Genomic DNA, 18932 nt, shown 5'->3' with positions numbered 1-18932 from the left:
CCCCACCGCCCGTCCAGCGGTTGCGCACCTGCGCGTGGTCCGATCGACGGACACCGCACCCGGAGGCACACCATGGGGAGAACCCGTCGCACCTGGTCGGCCGCGGGCGTCGCGCTCGTCGCCCTGGCCCTCACCGCCTGCACGAGCGAGGACGGTGGCCGCCCGGCGGGCTCGCCACGGGCCTCCGCCCCGGCCGACCTGGCCGCGGGGCAGGTCGCGCCGGACGGCGCGGCCACCGACGTGGCCACCGGGCTGGAGGCTCCCTGGTCCGTCGTGCGCACCGGTGACGGCCCCGACGCCCTCGTCAGCCTGCGGGACTCGGCGGAGGTGCTGGAGCTGTCGGCCGACGGCGAGACCCGCACGGTCGGCACCGTCGCCGGGGTCCGGCACGGTGGTGAGGGCGGTCTGCTCGGGCTCGCGCTGCACGACGACGACCTGTTCGTCTACTCGACGGGCGCGGACGGCAACCGCATCGAGCGCTACGACCTCGAGGGGTCGGCCGGCTCGTACGCCCTCGGCGACGCCACGACGGTCATCGACGGGCTGCCGGCGAACACCTTCCACGACGGCGGCCGGATCGCCTTCGGTCCGGACGGCATGCTCTACGCCAGTGTCGGCGACGCGGGGGCCAGCGAGGACGCGCAGGACGAGGACTCCCTCGCCGGCAAGATCCTCCGCCTGACCCCGGAGGGCGACGTGCCCGACGACAACCCGTTCCCGGACTCGCCGGTGTGGAGCCTCGGCCACCGGAACGTGCAGGGACTCGGGTGGAGCGCCGACGGCACGATGTTCGCGTCCGAGTTCGGCCAGGACGCCCGCGACGAGCTCAACGTCGTCGAGCCCGGCGGCAACTACGGCTGGCCCGAGGTCGAGGGGACCGGCGGCGAGGACCGCGGGTTCGTCGATCCCGTGCAGCAGTGGGCGACCGACGACGCCAGCCCGAGTGGCCTGGCCGTCGTCGGTGACACGGTCTTCATCGCGAACCTGCAGGGCCGGGTGCTCCGTGGCGTCCCGGTCGACGATCCGGGGACGGCGCACGAGTACTTCGCCGGGGAGTACGGCCGCATCCGCACCGTGCTCGCCGGCCCGGACGACACGCTCTGGTTCGTCACGAACAACACCGACGGCCGCGGGGACCCGCGCGCGGGCGACGACCGCATCGTGCAGGTGCCGCTGACCACGGGCTGACCGACGCGTCGTCGCGTCGTCGCGTCAGGGGACGAGCCGCTCTGCCCGGTACCGGTCGAACAGACGGGTGAACGAGTCGAGCGTGCGGTGGTGCTCGGTGAACCCGGCGAGGCGGCTCTTCGACATGTCGGTCATGACCTCGATGTCGCGTCCGAGGTCGGCGTCGGTGTGCCACCAGGACGCGAGCCGCTCGAGGTCCGGCTCGACGAGACCGTGCTCGGCGACGATCTCCGCCCAGACCGCGGCGGCATCGGCCATCTGCTGCTCGAACGGCCGTGGTGCGGTGTCGAACCCCTCGGCCTCGACGCCGAGGTGCGCGGCGATCCGCGGCCACATCCAGCGCCAGCGGAACACGTCGCCGTTCGCGGTGTTGAACGCCTCGTCTGCTCCCGCCGGGTCGGTCGACGCCCACACCATCTGCGCGGCGAGGAGGTCGGCGTCGGTGACGTCCGTCAGGCCGTTCCACTGCGTCTCGCTGCCGGGGAACACCATCGGGCGCCCGGTGTGCCGGCTGATCGCGGCGGCGACGGCGATCGTCAGGCCCATGTTCATCGCGTTGCCGACGGCGTGCCCGAGGACGGTGTGCGAGCGGTGCACCGACCAGGTGAAGCCCTGACGCGCAGCAGCAGCGAAGAGCTCGTCCTCCTGCGCGTAGTAGAAGTTCGCGACGTCCAGGCGGGGCTCGTCCTCGTGGAAGGGGGTGTCCGGCATCGTGCCCTGGCCGTACGCCTCGAACGGACCGAGGTAGTGCTTCAGCCCGGTCATGAGGGCGACGTGCTGCACGGGTGCGGTCGCGACGGCGGCGAGGAGGTCGCGCACCATCCCGCCGTTCACCGCGATGTTCTCGGCCTCGGTCTCCTGGCGGGACCACGCCGTGAAGAAGACGTGGGTCGCGGGCACGTCGGCGAGCGCCGTGGCGAGCGACTCGGCGGACCGCAGGTCTGCGGAGCGCCAGGTGACCCCGGCACGGGTCGCTCCCGGCCGTCGTGACAGGGCGGTGACGGCCCAGCTGTCGGCGACGAGGTGGTCGACGATCGCCGAGCCGGCGATGCCGGTGGCGCCGACGACGAGGGCGTGCGGGGTCGCGGTCATGCGGGTCCTTCCGGTGGTGACGGTGATCCAGCGACAACACCTGTCGGCCTGACGTATTCCGGTGCCGGTGCCGGTGCCGGTGCCGGGTCCGGTGGTCGGCGGGTCGCGGCCGGGAGGCGCGGCGCACCTCCCACGGGTCGGCCCGCGCCGCTCCGGTCGAGGTGCAGCGTCGTGTCCGCCCACGCCACCACCGCGGGCGCGTGGGTCGCGACGACCACCGCGGCACCGCCGGCGGCGAACTCGTCGAGGAGCTCGAGCACGACCGCGGCGTTCGCCTCGTCGAGGGCGCTGGTCGGCTCGTCGGCCAGGACCACGTCCGGCTGCTTCACCAGGAGCCGGGCGAGTGCGACCCGTTGCTGCTCGCCGCCGCTCAGGTCGTGCGTGCGGTCGCTGCCCCGTCCGGCGAGACCCACCCGTTCCAACGCCGCCGCCGTGCGCGGGCCGCGTGTGCTGCGCCCGCCGCCGCGTGGCCGGGCGATGTCGACGTTCGCCTGCACGGTCAGGTCGGGGACCAGGCCGAAGTCCTGGAACAGGTACCCGAGGTGGTCCCGGCGCAGGAGTCGCGCACGACGACGACTCCGCCCGGCGCTGGTGCCCGCGATGGTCACGGTGCCGACGTCCAACGGCTCGATGTGACCGACGCAGTCGAGGAGGGTCGACTTGCCGGCACCGCTCGGTCCGGTCAGCGCGAGCACCTGGCCCCGTTCGACGTCGAACGACACCCCGTCCCAGAGCGTCCGGCCCCCGCGCTGCTTGCCGGCTCCGCGGACGACGACCGTCACGACGTCCCTCCGCGGGTCCGCACGACGGCCCGGGACGAGCGCACCGTCACGACCAGGGCTGCGCCGGTCACCACCAGGACGGCCAGCACGGCACCGACCGCCGCCGGCCCCGCGACCTGGGCTGCCGGGTCGAGCGCCGAGACCGCACCCGTCCCGTCGGCGCGGCGGTCCCACCAGTCGTCCAGTGCGACGACCGTGGCGACCACGACGAGGGCCGCCTCGACCGCCAGGAGCAGGGCGTTCGCCCGGACGAACGACCGCCCGACGGCGACGTCCACGAACAGCCGCCGCCCGTGGCGCCGGTGGTGTGCGACGACCGCGAGCGCGGCCAGCACGACCGCGACGACGACCGCGGCGAGGGTCGTGACGACACCGACGCCGAGGGTGGTCACCGCACCGCGCTGCTGCTCGGCAGCGGCCTGTCCGACGGCCACCACGGCGCTGAACTCGACGGACAGGCCGGAGTAAGCGATCGCCGCGTCGGCCGCGGCCCGGGACGAGAAGACCACGTCCCCGGTGGACAACCAGGCGCCGAGCTGGTCCGCCGAGAAGACCCGCGACGGCTCCGGGACGACGACCACCACCGCCCCGGACAGCCACGGTGCCGAGGTCCCGTCACCCGGGTACGTGTAGACCTGCTGCCGGCCGAGGACACCACCACCGACGTCGTCCGGGCGGAGGTCGGGCGCTCCCCGCAGCTCCCACGCCGTGAGGGCCTCGACGAGCGCTCGACGGTCGAGGCCGGCGGGCGTCCAGACCGTGACGGCGTCGCCCACCGTCGTGATCCGGTCCCCGCCCGCGGTGCGGAGGTCCTGCCGTCGCAGGTACCCGGCGTCGACGAACACCGCCGGCACCGTCCCGGCACCGACCCCCGTGGGGACCTCGACCGCGGCGGACAGCAGCGCCTGGTGCCGGTCGAGCGCGGCCCCCGTGAACGCGCCGATGCGGTCCCAGTAGCGCTGCGTGGTCGCTCCAGGGCGAGGGTCCGGTGTCACCCACACCTGCACGGTGTCGCCCGCCGCCCGCCGGTCCCGCTCGGTGGAACCCGACCCCGCGACCGCGGCAGCGGCACCGAGGTCGGACACGGCGGCGACGAGCAGCAGCACCGCGGGCACCCGGGCGGCCTGTGCCACGAGCACCAGCGTCCCCGGGGGACGAGCGCCGCGGAGCGCGGCGGCGACCGGACGACGGCAGGCGACGACGGTACCGAGTGCGTGGGCTGCGAGGACCGGGACGAGCAGTGCGGCGCAGGCGACCACCGCCGCCGTGGCGAAGGTCGGCCAGGCGGCGAGCCGGTCGTGGCACCAGAGGACCGCGGCGACCACCGGGCTGCCGACCGCGACGACGACGACCGTGGTGCGTGCCTCACCGAGCTCCGCGCCGACGAGCTGCAGGGTGGTCTGACCGTGCAGCCGCCCGACCGCCGTCCGCCGGGGTGCGCCCACCGTCCCGACCAGGCACAGCGTCACGCAGCCGAGCGCGAGCACCCCGACGAGCGGGGTCGCGCCGGCCACTCCCCCGGTGAGCCCGATCCGCGTCGGGAACGGGATGCGCTCGGACGTGGTCTCGAACCCGGCGGCGACCAGTGCCCGGACCGTCGCCCGCCGGGCCTGCTCGTCACCGATGACCTCGAAGGCACCGCTCGGGTCGTACCGGTCGAGGGTCGACATCGGCCGGACGGTCGTCGTGGTGCCGGGGTCGAAGTCCGCGTAGCCGTCACGGAGCCAGGTCGCTCCCGGGGTCCCCGGAACGTCGGTCACGAGGGCGGTCCGGCGGCTCGTCGGCTCCGACCGGTCCGCCACGGTCTTGGCGATCGTCGCGTGGTGCTCGTGGGCGACCTGCTCGAGCGCACGCGCGACCGCCCGGTTCGACACGGCACCCGTGCCGCTGGACACCGTCACGACGGACGACACCCCCACCAGCCCGCCCTGGCTCAGCTGGAGGCACCCCAGGAAGGCGAGCACGACGGCCAGCACGGGCGGCACCACGTACGCCAGTCGCACGCTCCGGATCGCCACGACGACCTCCTTCCGACGACGACGGCGGGCGCGCTGTCGAGCGCGCCCGCTCGACGATCAGCAGTTGTGGTAGAACGCCTTGTTGCCGCTCCGGGCCTTCGGCGTCGTCGCCAACGCGTACTTCCCGCCGCGCACGCCCGTGACGCGCTTCGACTTCAGACCGACGGCGGTCGCACCGTGGCAGCGCCGCTCACGGAAGTAGTTCGACCAGGCGTCGTCCTTCCCGACGCCCCACTGCCAGAAGCTCCCACCACCGCCGTCGTCCCGCCGCGTCACCGGTCCGGTCGATGTTCCGGACGACCCGGCGCCGTGGTCGGCGATGACGACGCCCCCGGCGTCCGGACCGGCGCCGAGGACCTCGGACGCGGATGCGTGCGCCACCGACGCCGGTCCGCCGACGAGTCCGGCGACGAGCGCGGCACCGATGACGAGTGCGACCTGCTGCTGCTTCATGTGTCTCCTGTTCGTGCCTCGGGTGAGGCGGAGCCACGGTGTCACCCCGGTCGGCCGGTCACCAAGGATCGGAGATGTCGTATGCCGGCGGCATCACGTCGCGGGCAGGAGCGGCCGCGCCACCTCGACCTCGTCGTTGTCCACGAGCCAGCGCACCGCGTCGAGCACCGTCTCCTCCGCGGTGTACCGCGGCGCGTAGCCGAGCAGGCGGCGTGCCTTCTCGATGCTGAACACGTGGCTCCGCGACAGGTGCTCCCAGCTCGCCTCGGCGTGCTCCGTCGGGACCACCTGCCGGAACCGGTCCCACGAGACGGACTCGAGCCGCGCCTCCTGGCCGAACCACGACGCGGCGAGCGCCGCGTACCCGCGCGCGGTCAGGGCGGTCGGCGCGACGACGGAGAAGTCCTCGCCGGCGGCCGCGTCGCGGTGTGCGACGGCGAGCTCGAAGGCCTGCGCGACGTCGTCGGCGTGCACGTGGTGCATGGACTCGGCGCCGAGCCCGGGGACGAGCAGGGGCTCGCCCGCCGACAGCGTGTGCCAGACGGACGGGTCGAGGTTGCCGACCGGGCCGATGGGCGCCCACCCGGGACCGCTGACGTGACCGGGGTGCAGCGAGGTCGTGACGACACCGCCTCGGGCGGTACCCTCTTTGAGGAACCGGGCGATGGCGTCCTTCTGGGTGCCGTACTCGCCGACCGGCGGGGTCGCGTTCTCCTCGGTCACCGGCAGCACGGCACTCGGACCGGCGCGCCAGACCGACCCGCAGTGCACGAGGTGCGCGTCGGTGCCGCGGAGCGCGGCGACCAGGGCCTCGGCGGACGCGAGGGTGAAGCAGACGAGGTCGACGACGACGCCCGGCCGCAGCGCCACGACGCGGTCGCCGAAGACGCCGTCGCGGTCCTCCTGCTCGCGGTCCGCCGTGACCTGCTCGACGTGCTGCCACTCGGGGGCGCCCACGTAGGCGGAGCGGGTGCCGCGGCTGATGGTCACGACCTGGTGGCCGGCGCGCACCAGGCGCGGGACGAGGAAGGTGCCGATGTGTCCGGTCGCGCCGACGACGACGATGCGCTTGCTGGTCATGCCGACACGGTACGCGCGGCGGCCCGGACGGCTGGCGGCCCGGACGCCCGGCGTCTCGGGGCCCGGGCACTCCGTCCGCCGCCTCGCGGAACGGACGAGCGGACCCGCCCCTCGGCGACCAGGGGCTACCGTCGATCCCATGCAGCGACGCACCCTGGGCCGTACCGGCCGCGAAGTCTCCTCCATCGGTCTCGGCACCTGGCAGTTCGGCGGCGACTGGGGTCCCGTCGCGGCCGAGGACGCCTTCGCCGTGATGGACGCCGCGGCCGAGGCCGACATCACCATCTTCGACACCGCCGACGTCTACGGCGACGGCCGCAGCGAGCAGCTCATCGGGCGCTGGGCCGCGGCGCACCCGGAGGCGGGCGTCACCGTCGCGACGAAGATGGGCCGGCGGGTCGACCAGGTGCCGTCGAACTACGTCGCCGCGAACTTCCGCGAGTGGGTGGACCGTTCGCGCGAGAACCTGGCGCAGGACACCCTGGACCTCGTCCAGCTGCACTGCCCGCCGACCGCGGTGTTCGACGACGACGCCGTGTACGACGCCCTCGACGCGCTGGTCGCCGACGGTTCGATCGCCGCCTACGGCGTCTCGGTCGAGACCGCCGACCAGGCGCTCACCGCGATCGCCCGCCCCGGTGTCGCGAGCGTCCAGATCATCCTCAACGCGTTCCGCCTCAAGCCGCTCGACGCGGTCCTGCCCGCCGCCCGGGAGGCGGGGGTCGCGATCCTCGCGCGCGTCCCGCTCGCCTCGGGGCTGCTCTCCGGCAAGTACACGACGGACACGACCTTCGCGCCGGAGGACCACCGCACCTACAACCGGAACGGCGAGGCGTTCGACCAGGGCGAGACCTTCAGCGGCGTCCCGTTCGACGACGGGGTCCGTGCCGCGCAGGAGTTCGCCGCGGCCCTGCCCGAGGGCGTCAGCGTCCCGCAGGCCGCGCTCGCGTGGGTCGTCGCACAGGAGGGCGTCACCACGGCGATCCCCGGAGCCCGCAACGCCGAGCAGGCCCGGTCGAACGCGGCCGCCGGGTCCCTCGCGCTGCCCGACGGGCTCGAGGACACCGTGCGGGACCTCTACGACCGCTGGTTCCGCGCGACCGTGCACGAGCGCTGGTGAACGGTCGCGATCCTGGGGCCCGCTCGGAAGGGCCTCAGGAAGCGCGACCACTTCCCATCCCGTCCCCGGCCTGAGCAGGCCGGTCGGTCCTACGGTGATGCCGTGCAACCAGGTGTCCCGCGTCCGACCGACGTCCCCCGCTCCCGTCGGGGTCCTCGTCGACACGTGCTGTGCGCCGTGGGTCTGGCCGCAACCGCCGCCGTCCTCGGTGCGGTCGCGCTGGTCCCGGGTGTCGCCACGACGGCCGGGCACGGGGTGGCCGTCGCCGCGGTGCGGGTCGGATCGGCCGTGGTGGACGGCCTCGGCCGCGGGCCCGACGTCGTCCCCGCCGCCCGGCTCGGGAGCGCGACCGGCGGGCACGTGCGCGTCACCGACGGCCGCGTGCGTCCGATCGACGGGCGACGACCGACCGGCGTCCCGGCGAGCGGCCTCCCGGGGAGCGAGGTCCCAGCGGGCACCGTCCGCGTCGACGCCGCACGCACGTGGGAACTCGACCACACCCCGCACCAGGTGCTCACCGGCCCGGTCGGCCCGGCGACGGCGGGCGCGGTGACCTTCGCGTACGCCGGCGACTCCGTCACGGCACGGCCGGGCTCGTGGCTCCGCGACCTCGCCACCGACCCCGCCGTGCACGCTCTCGACGGGTACGCCCACAGCGGCTACCGTGCCGACCAGGTCGCCGCACTGATGCCGACCGTGCCGGGCGCGGACGTGCTGGTCGTCGAGCTCGGCACGAACGACGTCAACCAGGCCGTGCCGGCAGCCCGCACGGTGGCGGCGATCGACGCCCTGGTCGCCCGGGTCGGCGCCCCGCACGTCCTCGTCGTCGACACACCGCCGTCCGACCACACCACGAGCCTGTGGGGCGTCGACCGGCGATCCGGGAACGCCGCGCTGAACCGCGACCTCGCCGTCGACGCCGGCCGCCACGGCTGGACGGTCGTCGACCCGTTCGCCGCCGACCGGACGGCGGACGGCGCCTGGACGCCGGGCACGACGCTCGACGGGATCCACCCGACGACGGCGGCGAACACCGCGATCGCGCGGGCGTTCAGCCGGGCCATCGTCGCCGCCGGGCACGCGACGGGCACCGGCTCCTGACGGGTCCGACCGCGTGTCGGGTCAGCGTCGGCGCGTCCTGCTCACGGCGTGGCGAGCAGCGCGTCGCTCGCCACCCACAACCGTGCAGCGACCTCCGGGTCGAGGGCCCACGGCTGCACGCCGACGAGCGGACGGTCGTCGGTCGCCGGCACCGCCTCGGCGCAGTCCTCGAAGTACCGCCCGCCGACGCCCTCGACGAGCGGTGACGCAGCCACGAGGACCGAGGTCGCGGCGCCCTGCTCCGGGGTCTTGAAGCCCTCGGCCGGGGATCCGTCCTCGTGGACGATGCCGATGGCGAGTGCCTGCTCGTGCGACAGATGACGGGAGAGGTCGGTGAGGATGCCACCGGGGTGCACCGCGTTCGCCAGGATCCCGTCCGCCGCCCAGCGCCGGGTGGCCTCGACCGTGAAGAGTGCGTTCGCGGTCTTCGACTGCCCGTAGGAAACCCACGGGTCGTACGGGCGGCGCTCGAACATCAGGTCGTCCAGGTCGACCCCGGCGGTGTGGTGGCCCGCGGAGCTCAGCACCACGACGCGCGCGGCACGTCCGGTCCGGTCCGCCCCGGCGAGCAGGGCGCCCCGGAGGCCGGTGACCAGGCCGTGGTGACCGAGGTGGTTCGTGGCGAACTGCAGCTCCCAGCCCTCCGCCGTGCGGCGTTCCGGGGTCGCCATCACACCCGCGTTGCCGATGACGACGTCCACCGGCCCCGCCCACTCCGCGGTGAAGGCCCGGACCGAGCGGCGGTCGGCGAGGTCGAGCAGCCGGACCTCGACCGAGGCGCCGGGGACGTCCGCACGCAGCCGCTCGGCCGTGCGTTCCCCCTGCTCCGGCCGTCGGACGGCGAGGACGACCGACGCTCCGGCACCGACGAGGGCCGCCGACGTCGCGGCGCCGATGCCGGCCGCACCGCCGGTGACGATCACCCGCACACCCGCGAGGTCGGTGCCGCGCAGGACCTCCGCGGCGGTGGTGGTCGCGTCGAACGGGGTCGTGATCCGGGACATGGCACGAAGCCTACGCGACAGGTGTTGCACATCCCGGCTCGGCGGCACGCGGGTGCTGACCAGACGACGGACGGGAGGCCCGGCGCACGTCGCGCACCGGGCCTCCCGTCCGTCGGGTGGTGGCGTCAGCCGGCGCGGACCACCGCGCGCGACCCGGCGATGACGGCGACGTCCTCGGCGACGGCGACGACCGGGTCCGGCAGGACCGTGCCGACGGCCTTGCGGGCCGCCCACGCGACGTAGGAGCCGACGAGGGCACCGATCGCGCCGACGATGGCGCCCTCGATGCGGAGGTCCGACTTGCCGGACTTGGTGGTGGTACCGAGCGCGAGGCCGACGAAGGCCCCGGCACCGATGCGGCCGAGCAGGGCCGGGAATGCGATGCGGTTCGGGGTCTTCGGCATCTTGTCGCCGATGATCTCGCCCGCGGCACCGGCGACGAGGCCGGCGCGACCGAGGGACGAGTCGAAGGTCTTCCACTTCTGCCAGTCACCCGCCAGGTGCTTGTCGTCCTGGTGCAGGCCGAGGACGGCGAGCGGCGTGGCGGAACGGCCGCCGCTGAGGATCCCGAGCAGCAGGGCGCGAGTGAGGGTGCTGGTGGTCCGGCTCTTCTTCGACATGACGGTGGTCTCCTTCGTTTCCCTGCCGACGGTACTCAGCGTGGCTGGCTGCGGCTCAGCCCTCGGCCGCGCCCGTCGACCCGGTGCCGGTGTCGTGCCCGACCGCGCCGGGGTCAGTGGTGTGCGGGCAGCGCCTCGGCTCCGGCGCTCCGGGCGTCGTCGGGGACGAGGTCGCCGGTGGCCGCCTCGTCCATCGCGGCGATCATGTCCTCGAAGAAGGCGCTCATCTCGGTGAGGGTCGTCGGTGCGAGCCGGTCCGCGGCCGCGATCATCCGGGCGTGCACGGCGGTCAGGTGCGAGCGGACGGTGTCGTCACCGGTGTCGGTGGCGACGAGCAGGAACCCGCGTCCGTCGCTCGGGTCGGCGCGGCGCTCCACGTGTCCGGCGGCGATCAGTCGCTTCACCAGGGCCGTGGTCGACGCCGTCGTGATGCCGAGGTGTGCGGCCAGACCGGTCGGCTTCACCGCGGTGCCGAGCTGGCGGGCCTGCAGCAGGTAGCGGACGGCAGCCATGTCCGTCGCGCCGAGCTGCATGGTGTCGCGGGTGCGCTGCCGCATGGCGACCTCGGCGGACCGGTACCGACGCATCGCGTTGAGGAACTGCACGCCGGTCGTCGTCGAGCGGTCGGGGTACCAGTACCCGGACTCGTCGTAGGTCCTCACGTCGACCATGGCGTCCCACCTCGTCCTCGGCCGCGTGGCGCGACCGATGTCCCAGGAGTACCAGCCCGTCGTGGTCGCCGGTCCAGCACCTCCGCGGACTTGTCCCCCGACCCCACGGGATGCGCGCGACGGGATGCGCCCAACGGGAATGCGCGCAGCGTGCCGCGTGTACAGATGATCACCTCGACGAAAGGAGTCCGCCGTGATCGACGACGACCGCACCCCTGGCCAGCGCACCGACGTGGCCCAGCACCCGCAGTTCCGCCTGCAGGACGACGAACCGACGGGCTTCGGCCGCTGGCTCGGACTCATCAACGCCGGAGACTGATCCGGTCGCACGCACAGGAGGCCCGGGGCCGGTCCGCGGGACCGGCACCGGGCCTCCTGTGCGTTGCCCCCGTGACCACCGTCCTGTCCCTGGCCGCGGGTACGGTCGGAGCGTGCACGGGATCGGTGTGGTCGACGAAGCCGGGCGGCTGCGGCTGCTCGGCACCGCCCTGGCCGGGGCGGCGTTCGCCCTCGTCCTCACCATGCTCGTCACGTCGTCGTTCCGGACCGCGACCCCGCAGCTGCTCGTGTCGGTGGGGCTGCCGGCCGCCCTGCTCGGTGCCGCGGTCGCCGGGTGGCTGCTCCTCCGGTCGTGGCGTGCCGCGGGCGGCTACGAGCAGGTCGTCATGGTCGAGCGCTGGGTGACCGACCGGCACGTGCCCGCCGAGGTGCCGGCCGAGGTCTGGGTCCCCCGGCTGCAGGCGCAGGCCGAGCTGCAGGTCGGCGGGTGGGGAAAGATCGTGCTCTGCGTGTTCTGGACCGCGATGACGTGGTCGATGCGCGACCAGCACGGCACGGTCATCACCCTGCTGCTCCTCGGGCTGTGGGCGGGCCTCGGGCTGTGGAGCGCGCTCTGGGTCATCCCGCGGTCCCGCATCGCCCGGGACATGCTGCGCCAGGGCGTCGTCGCCCGCGACTGACGTCAGCCGAGGGTCGCGGAGGCGGCCCGGAGCTCCTGGAGGACGGCGAGCGCGTGTGGTGCGAGCCCGTCGGCGTCGCCGCGGGCGCTCTCGGACCAGCGGGCGTACCCCTGCTTGAACGCCAGGACGCCCATCTCGCTCGCCAGGTGCGCGGTCGTCGTCGGGACACCCCGCTGCACCAGGGCGTCGGTCATCGCGGCGGCCATCCCGACGCTCTTCAGTGCGTCGCGCTCCTGCAGCTCGGCGCTCGCGGCCACCGCTGCCTTCAGCCGCGGTCCGAGGTCACGGTTCTGCGGTCCCATCGCTCCGGAGGCGCGTTCGAGTCCGAGCGCGACCGCCTCGAGCGGACCGGCACCGTCCGGCGCGTCCGCGATCCCCTCGGCGAGCAGTCGGCTCAGCGTCTCCTGGCCGGCGACCAGGAGCTCTCGCTTGTCCGGGAAGTGCCGGAAGAACGTGCTCTTGGTGACCCCGGCACGCTCGGCGATCTGGGTCACGGTCGTCTCGTCGTAGCCCTGCTCGGTGAACAGGTCGACCGCGGCGACGACGAGTCGCTCGCGTGCTCCCGGTTCCCATCGCGCCATGCCCGCAATCCTACTGACGGGACTCCTGTCCCGTCAGCGCAGGTGACGGGACAGGAGTCCCGTCACGGAGCTACGGTGACGGGACACACGTCCCATCACCTTTGGAGGAACCATGCTCGTCTTCGTCACCGGCGGCACCGGCACGATCGGCACCGCCGTCGTCGCCGAACTGCTCGCCCACGACCACACCGTCCTCGGGCTCGCCCGGTCGGACGCGTCCGCCTCGACCCTCGCGGCCGCCGGTGCCGAGGTGCTGCGCGGATCCCTGACCGACCTGGACGTCCTCCGCGCCGGCGCGACCCGGGCCGACGGCGTCGTCAGCCTGGCGTTCAGCCGCGACTACGGCAGCGCCGACGCACTCGAGCGTGGCCTCGCCGAGGAACGCGACGCGATGGCCGCCCTCGGCACCGCACTGCTCGGGACCGGCAAGCCGATCGTCACCGTGTCCGGGACGCCCTGGGTCCCCGGGCGTGCGGCGACCGAGGAGGACCCGCTGCCACTCGAGGGTCCGGTCGCCAGCCGTGCGGTCGCGGTCACGGACCTGCTCGCGCTCTCGGCTCAGGGCGTCCGGGCCTCGGCGGTCCGGATGCCGCGCACCGTCCACGAGCACGGCGAGGGCGGGTTCGCGGGCCTGCTCACCGAGGCCGCTCGACGCTCCGGCATCGCCGGACACCCGGGCGACGGTGAGCAGCGGTGGCCGGCCGTGCACGCGCGGGACGCCGCCGCACTGTTCCGCCTCGCGCTGGAGTCCGCGCCGGCCGGGACCGCCTGGCACGCCGTCGCCGAAGAGGGCGACCGCGTCGTCGACATCGCCACCGTGGTCGGTCGACGCCTCGGGCTGCCCGTGCAGTCGGTACCGGACGACACCTTCGGACCGTTCGGACCGATCTTCGCGATGGACCAGCCGGCCTCGAGCGCGATCACGCGCGAGGCGCTCGGCTGGGAACCGACGCACCCGTCCTTGCTCGAGGACCTCGAGGAGTTGCGTCCCTGACGGCGTCGGCTGCACGACGGACGAGAGGCCCGGGACCAGTCGGTCCCGGGCCTCCCGTCCGTCCGGTGGTCGCACCTCAGCGGACCGAGGCGGTCTCCTGCTCGGTCGGCACCGTCTCGGCAGCCGCCGTGCGCCGCTTCGCCCGCTTGCGCATGAGGACCGACGCGCCGTAGACGAGCACCAGCGACACGACCAGCGCGACGACGACGGCGAGCTGTCCGCCTGCGCTGCTGAGGTGGCCGAGGACCAGCCCGACGATGCCGAAGTCGGCGTCCGAGAACGTCGAGTTCGACAGGCCGACGTTGCCCAGGACCGGCAGGAGCAACAGCGGCAGGAACGTGATCGCCAGGCCGTTCGCGAACGCACCGAGCACTGCGCCGCGGCGACCGCCCGCTCCGTTGCCGATGACGCCCGACGCCGCGCCCGTCATGAAGTGGGCGACGATGCCCGGGATGATGATGGCGGTACCGCTGAGGGCCATCACGACCATGCCGACGATGCCGCCCGCGAAGCTCGACAGGAAGCCGATGAGCACCGCGTTCGGCGCGAAGGTGAACACGATCGGCACGTCGAGCGCCGGCTTCGCGTCCTTCACGAGCCGCTCGCTGATGCCCTTGAACGCGGGGACGATCTCGGCGAGGACCACACGGACGCCGGCCAGGATGATGAACACACCGGCCGAGAAGGTCGCGGCCTGCATGATCGCGAAGAGCAGGTAGCTCTGACCGTTCGACAGCTCAGACTGGATGTAGTCCGGGCCGGCGAAGAGCGCGACGATCACGTAGATGACCGCCATCGACAGGGCGACGATCACGGTGGTGTCACGGAGGAACCCGAGGCCGGAGGGGAACGCGATGTCCTCGGTGGACTTCGACGGCTTGCGCTTGCTCCGGGTGACGGTGGCGACGAGGCCGCTCAGCGCGATGCCGGCGCCGCCGGTGTGCCCGAGGGCGACGTCGTCGGTGCCGGTGACCTTCCGCATGAAGGGCTGCACGATCGCCGGCGACATGGTCATCACGATGCCCTGCGCGATGGAGCCCCAGAGGATGACCTGCCAGGTGCTGAAGCCCGCGACGCCGAAGATGACCGCGATCATCGCCGCCATGTAGAAGGCCACGTGACCGGAGAGGTAGATGTACTTGAACTGCGTGGTCGCGGCGAGCGCCACGTTGACGATCATGCCGAAGAAGAAGATCAGCGCTGCGGCGGAGCCGTACTCGACGAGCACCTGACCGACGATCGCCTCGTTGTTCGGTACGACGCCCTGCACGTTGAACGCGTGCTCGAATATCTGGCCGAACGGCGAGAGTGCACCGCTGACGACACCGGCGCCCGCGGCGAGGACCAGGAACCCGACGAGCGTGCGGACCGTGCCCTTGAAGACATCGCTGCCGCTCTTCCGCTGGATCGCGAGGCCGATCAGGGCGATGAGCGCGACGATGATCGACGGCTGCCGGAAGACGTCGAGCAGTACGGAGAGGACGCCGTTCACGACGGGACCTCGATGCCGTGGCGCGTGGCGGCGTCGGCGACCTTGGTACGGATCTCGTTCATGTCGATGAGGCTGTCGAGGACGACGACGTCCCCGAGGTGCTGCGCGGCCTCGGCGATGTCCCGCCCGACGAAGACGGCGTCGGCGTCGGCCGGCCCGGTGGAGCCGAGGTCGGCGTGGTCGACCTCGACGCCGGTCACGCCGAGCTCCTTGAGGGCCTTCTCGATGTTCATGTGGGTCATGAAGCTGGAGCCGAGGCCGGTGCTGCAGACGGCGAAGAATTTCATGCGTTCTGTCCTGTCTTCGAGAGGGCCGCGGTGACGTCGGCGGGGGTGGTGGCGGCGAGGAGTCGCCCGCGGGCGTCGTCGTCGGTGAGGAGGGTCGCGAGTTCCTGCATGGTCTGCACGTGCTCGCTCGAGTCGGTCGCGGCGAGGCAGAGGAACAGGTCGATGGGGTGTGCGGGGTCGTCGGCGAGCAGGACGCTCGGTCGGACCCGGAGGGAGGACAGTGCCGGGCGGACGACACCCTGTTCGGGGCGGGCGTGGGCGAGGGCGATGCCGAACCCGAGGTCGACGTAGGTGCCGCCAGGGCCCGCGATCGATGCGGTGACGGCGTCGACGTAGTCGGTGGTGATCGAACCGTCCGCCACGAGGGGCTCGGTGACGAGCTCGACGGCGCGCTGCCAGGTGAGGACGTCGTCCGCGAACCGGATGCGGTCGGGGGTGAGGTGGTCGGTGAGCATCAGCGGTAGTCCGTTCTGTCGATCAGCCGTGCAGTCCGAAGAACAGCTCGGAGTTCTGCGGGGTGAAGTCGGAGGTGCCGGTCGCGACGGCGCGGTCGTCCTGGTCGTAGACGGTCGAGGCCACGCGGAGCAGCCGGTCGCCGCGTTCCACGAGGAGCGCGTCCGCGGTGAACGAGTCGGCGGCGGCGATCGACACGAGCAGGTCGTTCCGTTCGAGGGTCAGGTCGTACTCGTCCCGGAGGAAGCCGTAGAGCGAGGCCGTGGAGAAGTCGGCCGTCGCCGTCGCCGGGAACCGGTCGAACGGCAGCCAGGTGAAGGCCAGCTGGTGCAGTGCGCCGTTGACGTACCTGAGGCGCACCAGCTCGACGACGCGATCGGCGGGGTTGACGTCGAGTTCGGTCGCGACTCGCTCTCCCGCTGTGATGACCTGCTGGCGGAGGACCTGACTGGTGACCCGGAAGCCCTCCTCGGTCTGCTGCGCGTGGAAGCCCTTCACGGAGTCGGCGAACCGCTCCCGGTAGTGCGTCCGGAACTGCGGTTCGGTGACGAACGTGCCGCGGCCCTGCTCGCGCACCAGGTGCCCGTCGGCGATGAGCCCGTCGACCGCGTGCCGGAGCGTGATCCGGCTGACGCCGTACTCGTCGCAGAGCACCGGTTCGGGCGGGAGGCGTGTGCCGGCCTCCATCTGCAGGATGCGCGACAGCAGGTGCTCGCGGACGGCGACGTACTTGCTGGTGCCGGAGACGGTGCGCATGGATCCTCCACGTCGTCGTGTGGACCGGACGTCGTGCCCGGCGGGGTGTGTTCGACAGGTCGTCATGACGACTTGTGCTCGGGCACCGTATCCCGGCCATCAGTCGTCGCGCAAGTCAGAGCCGAGCCGCACGGCGACGCGATTCATCTCCATTCATCATGACGACATGACTTGACGCCGTAGCGTGGAGCGGGCACGGGTGCCGCACGGGTCCCGCGCCACCGAAGGAGCACCTCGATGGTCACCGATGCCGACCGTTCCGCGATCGACACCGCCCGCATGCTCGCCCTCGACGCCGTCCAACGCGCCGGTTCCGGTCACCCCGGTACGGCCGCTGCGCTCGCCCCGGTCGCGCACCTCCTCTTCCAGCAGCACCTGCGCCACGACCCCGCGGACCCGGACTGGCAGGGCCGCGACCGGTTCGTGCTGTCCTGCGGTCACGCGAGCATCCTGCTCTACACGCAGCTGTTCCTCACCGGGTACGACGTCACGCTCGACGACCTGAAGGCCTTCCGTACCCTGGGCTCCCGCACTCCGGGACACCCGGAACTCGGGCACACCCCGGGCGTCGAGATGACGACCGGCCCCCTCGGCCAGGGCTTCGCGACCGCCGTCGGCATGGCGATGGCCCTCCGCCGCAGCCGTGACCTGGCGGAGCCGGACCGCGGGCGGGTGCACGACCAGCGCGTGTTCGTGCTGGCGTCGGACGGTGACCTGCAGGAGGGCGTCTCCGCCGAGGCCGGCGCCCTCGCCGGCCGGCACGAGCTCGACAACCTCGTCGTCGTGTACGACGACAACGACATCCAGATCGAGGGCAGCACGACGCTGACCTCGTCCGAGGACACGGCGATGCGCTTCACCGCGCAGGGCTGGCACGTCGACCGGGTCCCGCTCGCTGCCGACGGTGACGTCGACCTGGACCTGCTCGACACCGTGCTCACCCGCGGCACCACCCCGGGCAAGCCGCACCTGGTCGCGCTCCGGTCCCGCATCGCGTGGCCGGCCCCGAACGCCACCCACACCGCGGCTGCTCACGGCGCCCCGCTCGGAGCCGACGAGGTCGAGGCCACCCGGGTCCGCCTCGGCGTCCCCGGTGGCCCGTTCGACGTGCCGGAGGCCGTGCTCGCCACGACCCGCGCCGCTCGCGCTCGCGGCGCCCGTCTGCACTCCGAATGGGACGAGCGGCACCGGGCCTGGTCCGGACAGCACCCGGAGCGCGCCGCGCAGGTCGCCCGCGCCCGCGCCCGCGAACTGCCCGCCGACCTCGCCGATCGCGTCCCGGTGTACGAGCCGGGCACCGTGCTCGCCACCCGCGACGCCTCCGGGCAGACCATCCAGGCGCTGGCCGCCGCGCTCCCGGAACTGTGGGGCGGATCGGCGGACCTGGCCGAGCCGAACCGCACGGCGATCGTCGGAGGTGGGTCGAGCCTCCCGTCGGACCGGGGCGGGCGCAACGTGCACTGGGGTGTGCGGGAGCACGCGATGGCCGCGGCGATGAACGGGATCACGCTCGTCGGCGGATCGCGGTTCTTCGCCGGGACCTTCCTCGTCTTCTCCGACTACCAGAAGCCCGCCGTCCGGCTGGCCGCCCTCATGCAGCTGCCGGTGACGTACCTGTGGTCGCACGACTCGGTCGCGCTCGGTGCCGACGGGCCGACCCATCAGCCGATCGAACACCTCGCGGCACTCCGCGCGCTGCCCGGGTTCGCGGTGGTCCGGCCAGCGGACGGCAACGAGACCGCAGCCGCCTGGCTCACCGTGCTCGAGCGTGGAGCTCCTGCCGGCATCGTCCTGGCCCGACAGCCGCTGCCCGTCGCGGACGTCCCGCTCGACGTGGTCCGCGACGGCGTCCGCCGCGGCGCCTACGTCGTCCGCGACGTCGCCGACCCGGAGGTCGTCGTGGTCGCCACCGGCAGCGAGGTCGCGCTCGCGCTGGCCGCCGCCGACGCGTCGGACCGGGCGGTCCGCGTGGTGTCCATGCCGTGCCGGGAGTGGTTCAGCGAGCAGGATGCGGCCTACCGGGAGGCCGTGCTCCCGTCTGCCGTCACCGCTCGCGTGGTCGTCGAGGCCGCCACCACCTTCGGCTGGGAGGGCGTGGCCGGCCCGGCCGGCGTCGTGGTCGGCATCGACGAGTTCGGGGTCTCCGCCCCCGCAGCGGACGCCCTCGTGGCCCGTGGGATGACGGTCGATCGGGTCGCCGCCGCGATCGGCGCCGTCGGACGGGTGCGGGCCGCCGGCTGATGCCGTGACGGACGGGAGGCTCCCCACCAGCTGGTGAGGA

General features: G+C 73.4%; 20 protein-coding genes. 7 read left to right on the top strand and 13 right to left on the bottom strand.

The genetic code is table 11. The features are described from left to right. The first annotated feature begins 72 nt into the window (after positions 1–72). A complete protein-coding gene (locus KM842_RS13750; RefSeq protein WP_216259219.1) occupies positions 73–1188 on the top strand; it encodes a PQQ-dependent sugar dehydrogenase in 1116 nt (371 codons plus the stop codon). A 24-nt stretch (positions 1189–1212) separates the two neighbouring features. On the opposite strand, the gene KM842_RS13745 is transcribed toward KM842_RS13750, so the two are convergent. The 5 genes from KM842_RS13745 to KM842_RS13725 all read right to left on the bottom strand — a co-directional run bounded on the left by KM842_RS13745 (position 1213) and on the right by KM842_RS13725 (position 6613). Further along, positions 1213–2280 (bottom strand): SDR family oxidoreductase, encoded by a 1068-nt coding sequence (locus tag KM842_RS13745; protein WP_216259218.1) that lies wholly within the window; start codon positions 2278–2280, stop codon positions 1213–1215. Continuing rightward, entirely contained in the window at positions 2277–3062 is a 786-nt protein-coding gene (locus KM842_RS13740; RefSeq protein WP_216259217.1) for an ABC transporter ATP-binding protein, read from the bottom strand. Before KM842_RS13740 ends, KM842_RS13745 begins: the two co-directional genes overlap by 4 nt. After that, positions 3059–5080 carry a bacteriocin-associated integral membrane family protein gene (locus KM842_RS13735; protein WP_216259216.1) on the bottom strand — a complete coding sequence of 674 codons (2022 nt, stop codon included), beginning with the start codon at positions 5078–5080 and terminating at the stop codon, positions 3059–3061. Before KM842_RS13735 ends, KM842_RS13740 begins: the two co-directional genes overlap by 4 nt. A 57-nt stretch (positions 5081–5137) precedes the next feature. Next, on the bottom strand, positions 5138–5533 hold the full coding sequence (locus KM842_RS13730) for a lactococcin 972 family bacteriocin (protein ID WP_216259215.1): 396 nt from the start codon (positions 5531–5533) through the stop codon (positions 5138–5140). Positions 5534–5626: 93 nt separating this feature from the next. Further along, positions 5627–6613: an NAD-dependent epimerase/dehydratase family protein gene (locus KM842_RS13725; protein ID WP_216259214.1), complete on the bottom strand. Its 987-nt coding sequence runs from the start codon at positions 6611–6613 to the stop codon at positions 5627–5629. A 139-nt stretch (positions 6614–6752) separates the two neighbouring features. On the opposite strand from KM842_RS13725, the gene KM842_RS13720 reads away from it, so the two are divergent. Both KM842_RS13720 and KM842_RS13715 read left to right on the top strand, forming a co-directional pair. Beyond that, positions 6753–7733 carry an aldo/keto reductase gene (locus KM842_RS13720; protein WP_216259212.1) on the top strand — a complete coding sequence of 327 codons (981 nt, stop codon included), beginning with the start codon at positions 6753–6755 and terminating at the stop codon, positions 7731–7733. A 177-nt stretch (positions 7734–7910) separates the two neighbouring features. Continuing rightward, positions 7911–8834, top strand: coding sequence for an SGNH/GDSL hydrolase family protein (locus KM842_RS13715; RefSeq protein ID WP_216259210.1), 924 nt, complete (start codon positions 7911–7913; stop codon positions 8832–8834). Positions 8835–8875: 41 nt separating this feature from the next. Here KM842_RS13715 and KM842_RS13710 read toward each other — a convergent pair whose 3' ends face one another. The 3 genes from KM842_RS13710 to KM842_RS13700 all read right to left on the bottom strand — a co-directional run bounded on the left by KM842_RS13710 (position 8876) and on the right by KM842_RS13700 (position 11129). Further along, positions 8876–9838 (bottom strand): SDR family NAD(P)-dependent oxidoreductase, encoded by a 963-nt coding sequence (locus KM842_RS13710; protein WP_216259208.1) that lies wholly within the window; start codon positions 9836–9838, stop codon positions 8876–8878. A 125-nt stretch (positions 9839–9963) separates the two neighbouring features. Further along, complete coding sequence (locus KM842_RS13705) at positions 9964–10458, bottom strand: DUF4126 family protein (RefSeq protein ID WP_216259206.1); 495 nt, start codon at positions 10456–10458, stop codon at positions 9964–9966. Between the two features lie 113 nt (positions 10459–10571). Further along, positions 10572–11129, bottom strand: a complete 558-nt coding sequence (locus KM842_RS13700; RefSeq protein ID WP_216259204.1) for a MarR family winged helix-turn-helix transcriptional regulator — start codon at positions 11127–11129, stop codon at positions 10572–10574. 193 nt (positions 11130–11322) lie between these two features. Between KM842_RS13700 and KM842_RS15985 the strand changes: the two genes are divergently transcribed. Both KM842_RS15985 and KM842_RS13695 read left to right on the top strand, forming a co-directional pair. Next, positions 11323–11448, top strand: a complete 126-nt coding sequence (locus tag KM842_RS15985; RefSeq protein ID WP_258366233.1) for a hypothetical protein — start codon at positions 11323–11325, stop codon at positions 11446–11448. Between the two features lie 112 nt (positions 11449–11560). Continuing rightward, positions 11561–12088, top strand: coding sequence for a hypothetical protein (locus KM842_RS13695; protein WP_216259202.1), 528 nt, complete (start codon positions 11561–11563; stop codon positions 12086–12088). Positions 12089–12090: 2 nt separating this feature from the next. Here KM842_RS13695 and KM842_RS13690 read toward each other — a convergent pair whose 3' ends face one another. Continuing rightward, on the bottom strand, positions 12091–12669 hold the full coding sequence (locus KM842_RS13690) for a TetR/AcrR family transcriptional regulator (RefSeq protein ID WP_216259200.1): 579 nt from the start codon (positions 12667–12669) through the stop codon (positions 12091–12093). Between the two features lie 112 nt (positions 12670–12781). Here KM842_RS13690 and KM842_RS13685 point away from each other — a divergent pair, with 112 nt between their 5' ends. Further along, positions 12782–13663: an NAD-dependent epimerase/dehydratase family protein gene (locus KM842_RS13685; protein ID WP_216259198.1), complete on the top strand. Its 882-nt coding sequence runs from the start codon at positions 12782–12784 to the stop codon at positions 13661–13663. 76 nt (positions 13664–13739) lie between these two features. Here the strand turns inward: KM842_RS13685 and ulaA are convergent, their stop codons facing one another. The 4 genes from ulaA to KM842_RS13665 are packed head-to-tail and all read right to left on the bottom strand — an operon-like array spanning position 13740 to position 16651. Continuing rightward, entirely contained in the window at positions 13740–15155 is a 1416-nt protein-coding gene (gene ulaA / locus KM842_RS13680; protein WP_216259196.1) for a PTS ascorbate transporter subunit IIC, read from the bottom strand. Continuing rightward, positions 15152–15442, bottom strand: a complete 291-nt coding sequence (locus tag KM842_RS13675; protein ID WP_216259194.1) for a PTS sugar transporter subunit IIB — start codon at positions 15440–15442, stop codon at positions 15152–15154. The genes ulaA and KM842_RS13675 overlap by 4 nt, the downstream gene beginning before the upstream one ends. After that, a complete protein-coding gene (locus KM842_RS13670; protein ID WP_216259192.1) occupies positions 15439–15897 on the bottom strand; it encodes a PTS sugar transporter subunit IIA in 459 nt (152 codons plus the stop codon). Before KM842_RS13670 ends, KM842_RS13675 begins: the two co-directional genes overlap by 4 nt. 22 nt (positions 15898–15919) lie before the next feature. Beyond that, the gene (locus KM842_RS13665) at positions 15920–16651 is read right to left on the bottom strand and encodes a GntR family transcriptional regulator (RefSeq protein ID WP_216259190.1); all 732 of its coding nucleotides are present in this window, start codon (positions 16649–16651) and stop codon (positions 15920–15922) included. A gap of 237 nt (positions 16652–16888) precedes the next feature. Between KM842_RS13665 and tkt the strand changes: the two genes are divergently transcribed. Beyond that, positions 16889–18892, top strand: coding sequence for a transketolase (gene tkt, locus KM842_RS13660; protein ID WP_216259189.1), 2004 nt, complete (start codon positions 16889–16891; stop codon positions 18890–18892). The last annotated feature ends 40 nt before the right edge of the window (positions 18893–18932 follow it).

Source organism: Curtobacterium sp. L6-1, from assembly GCF_018885305.1.
GTDB lineage: Bacteria > Actinomycetota > Actinomycetes > Actinomycetales > Microbacteriaceae > Curtobacterium > Curtobacterium aetherium.
Note: the sequence above shows the minus strand (reverse complement) of the source record. Positions and strands in the feature narration are given on the sequence as shown.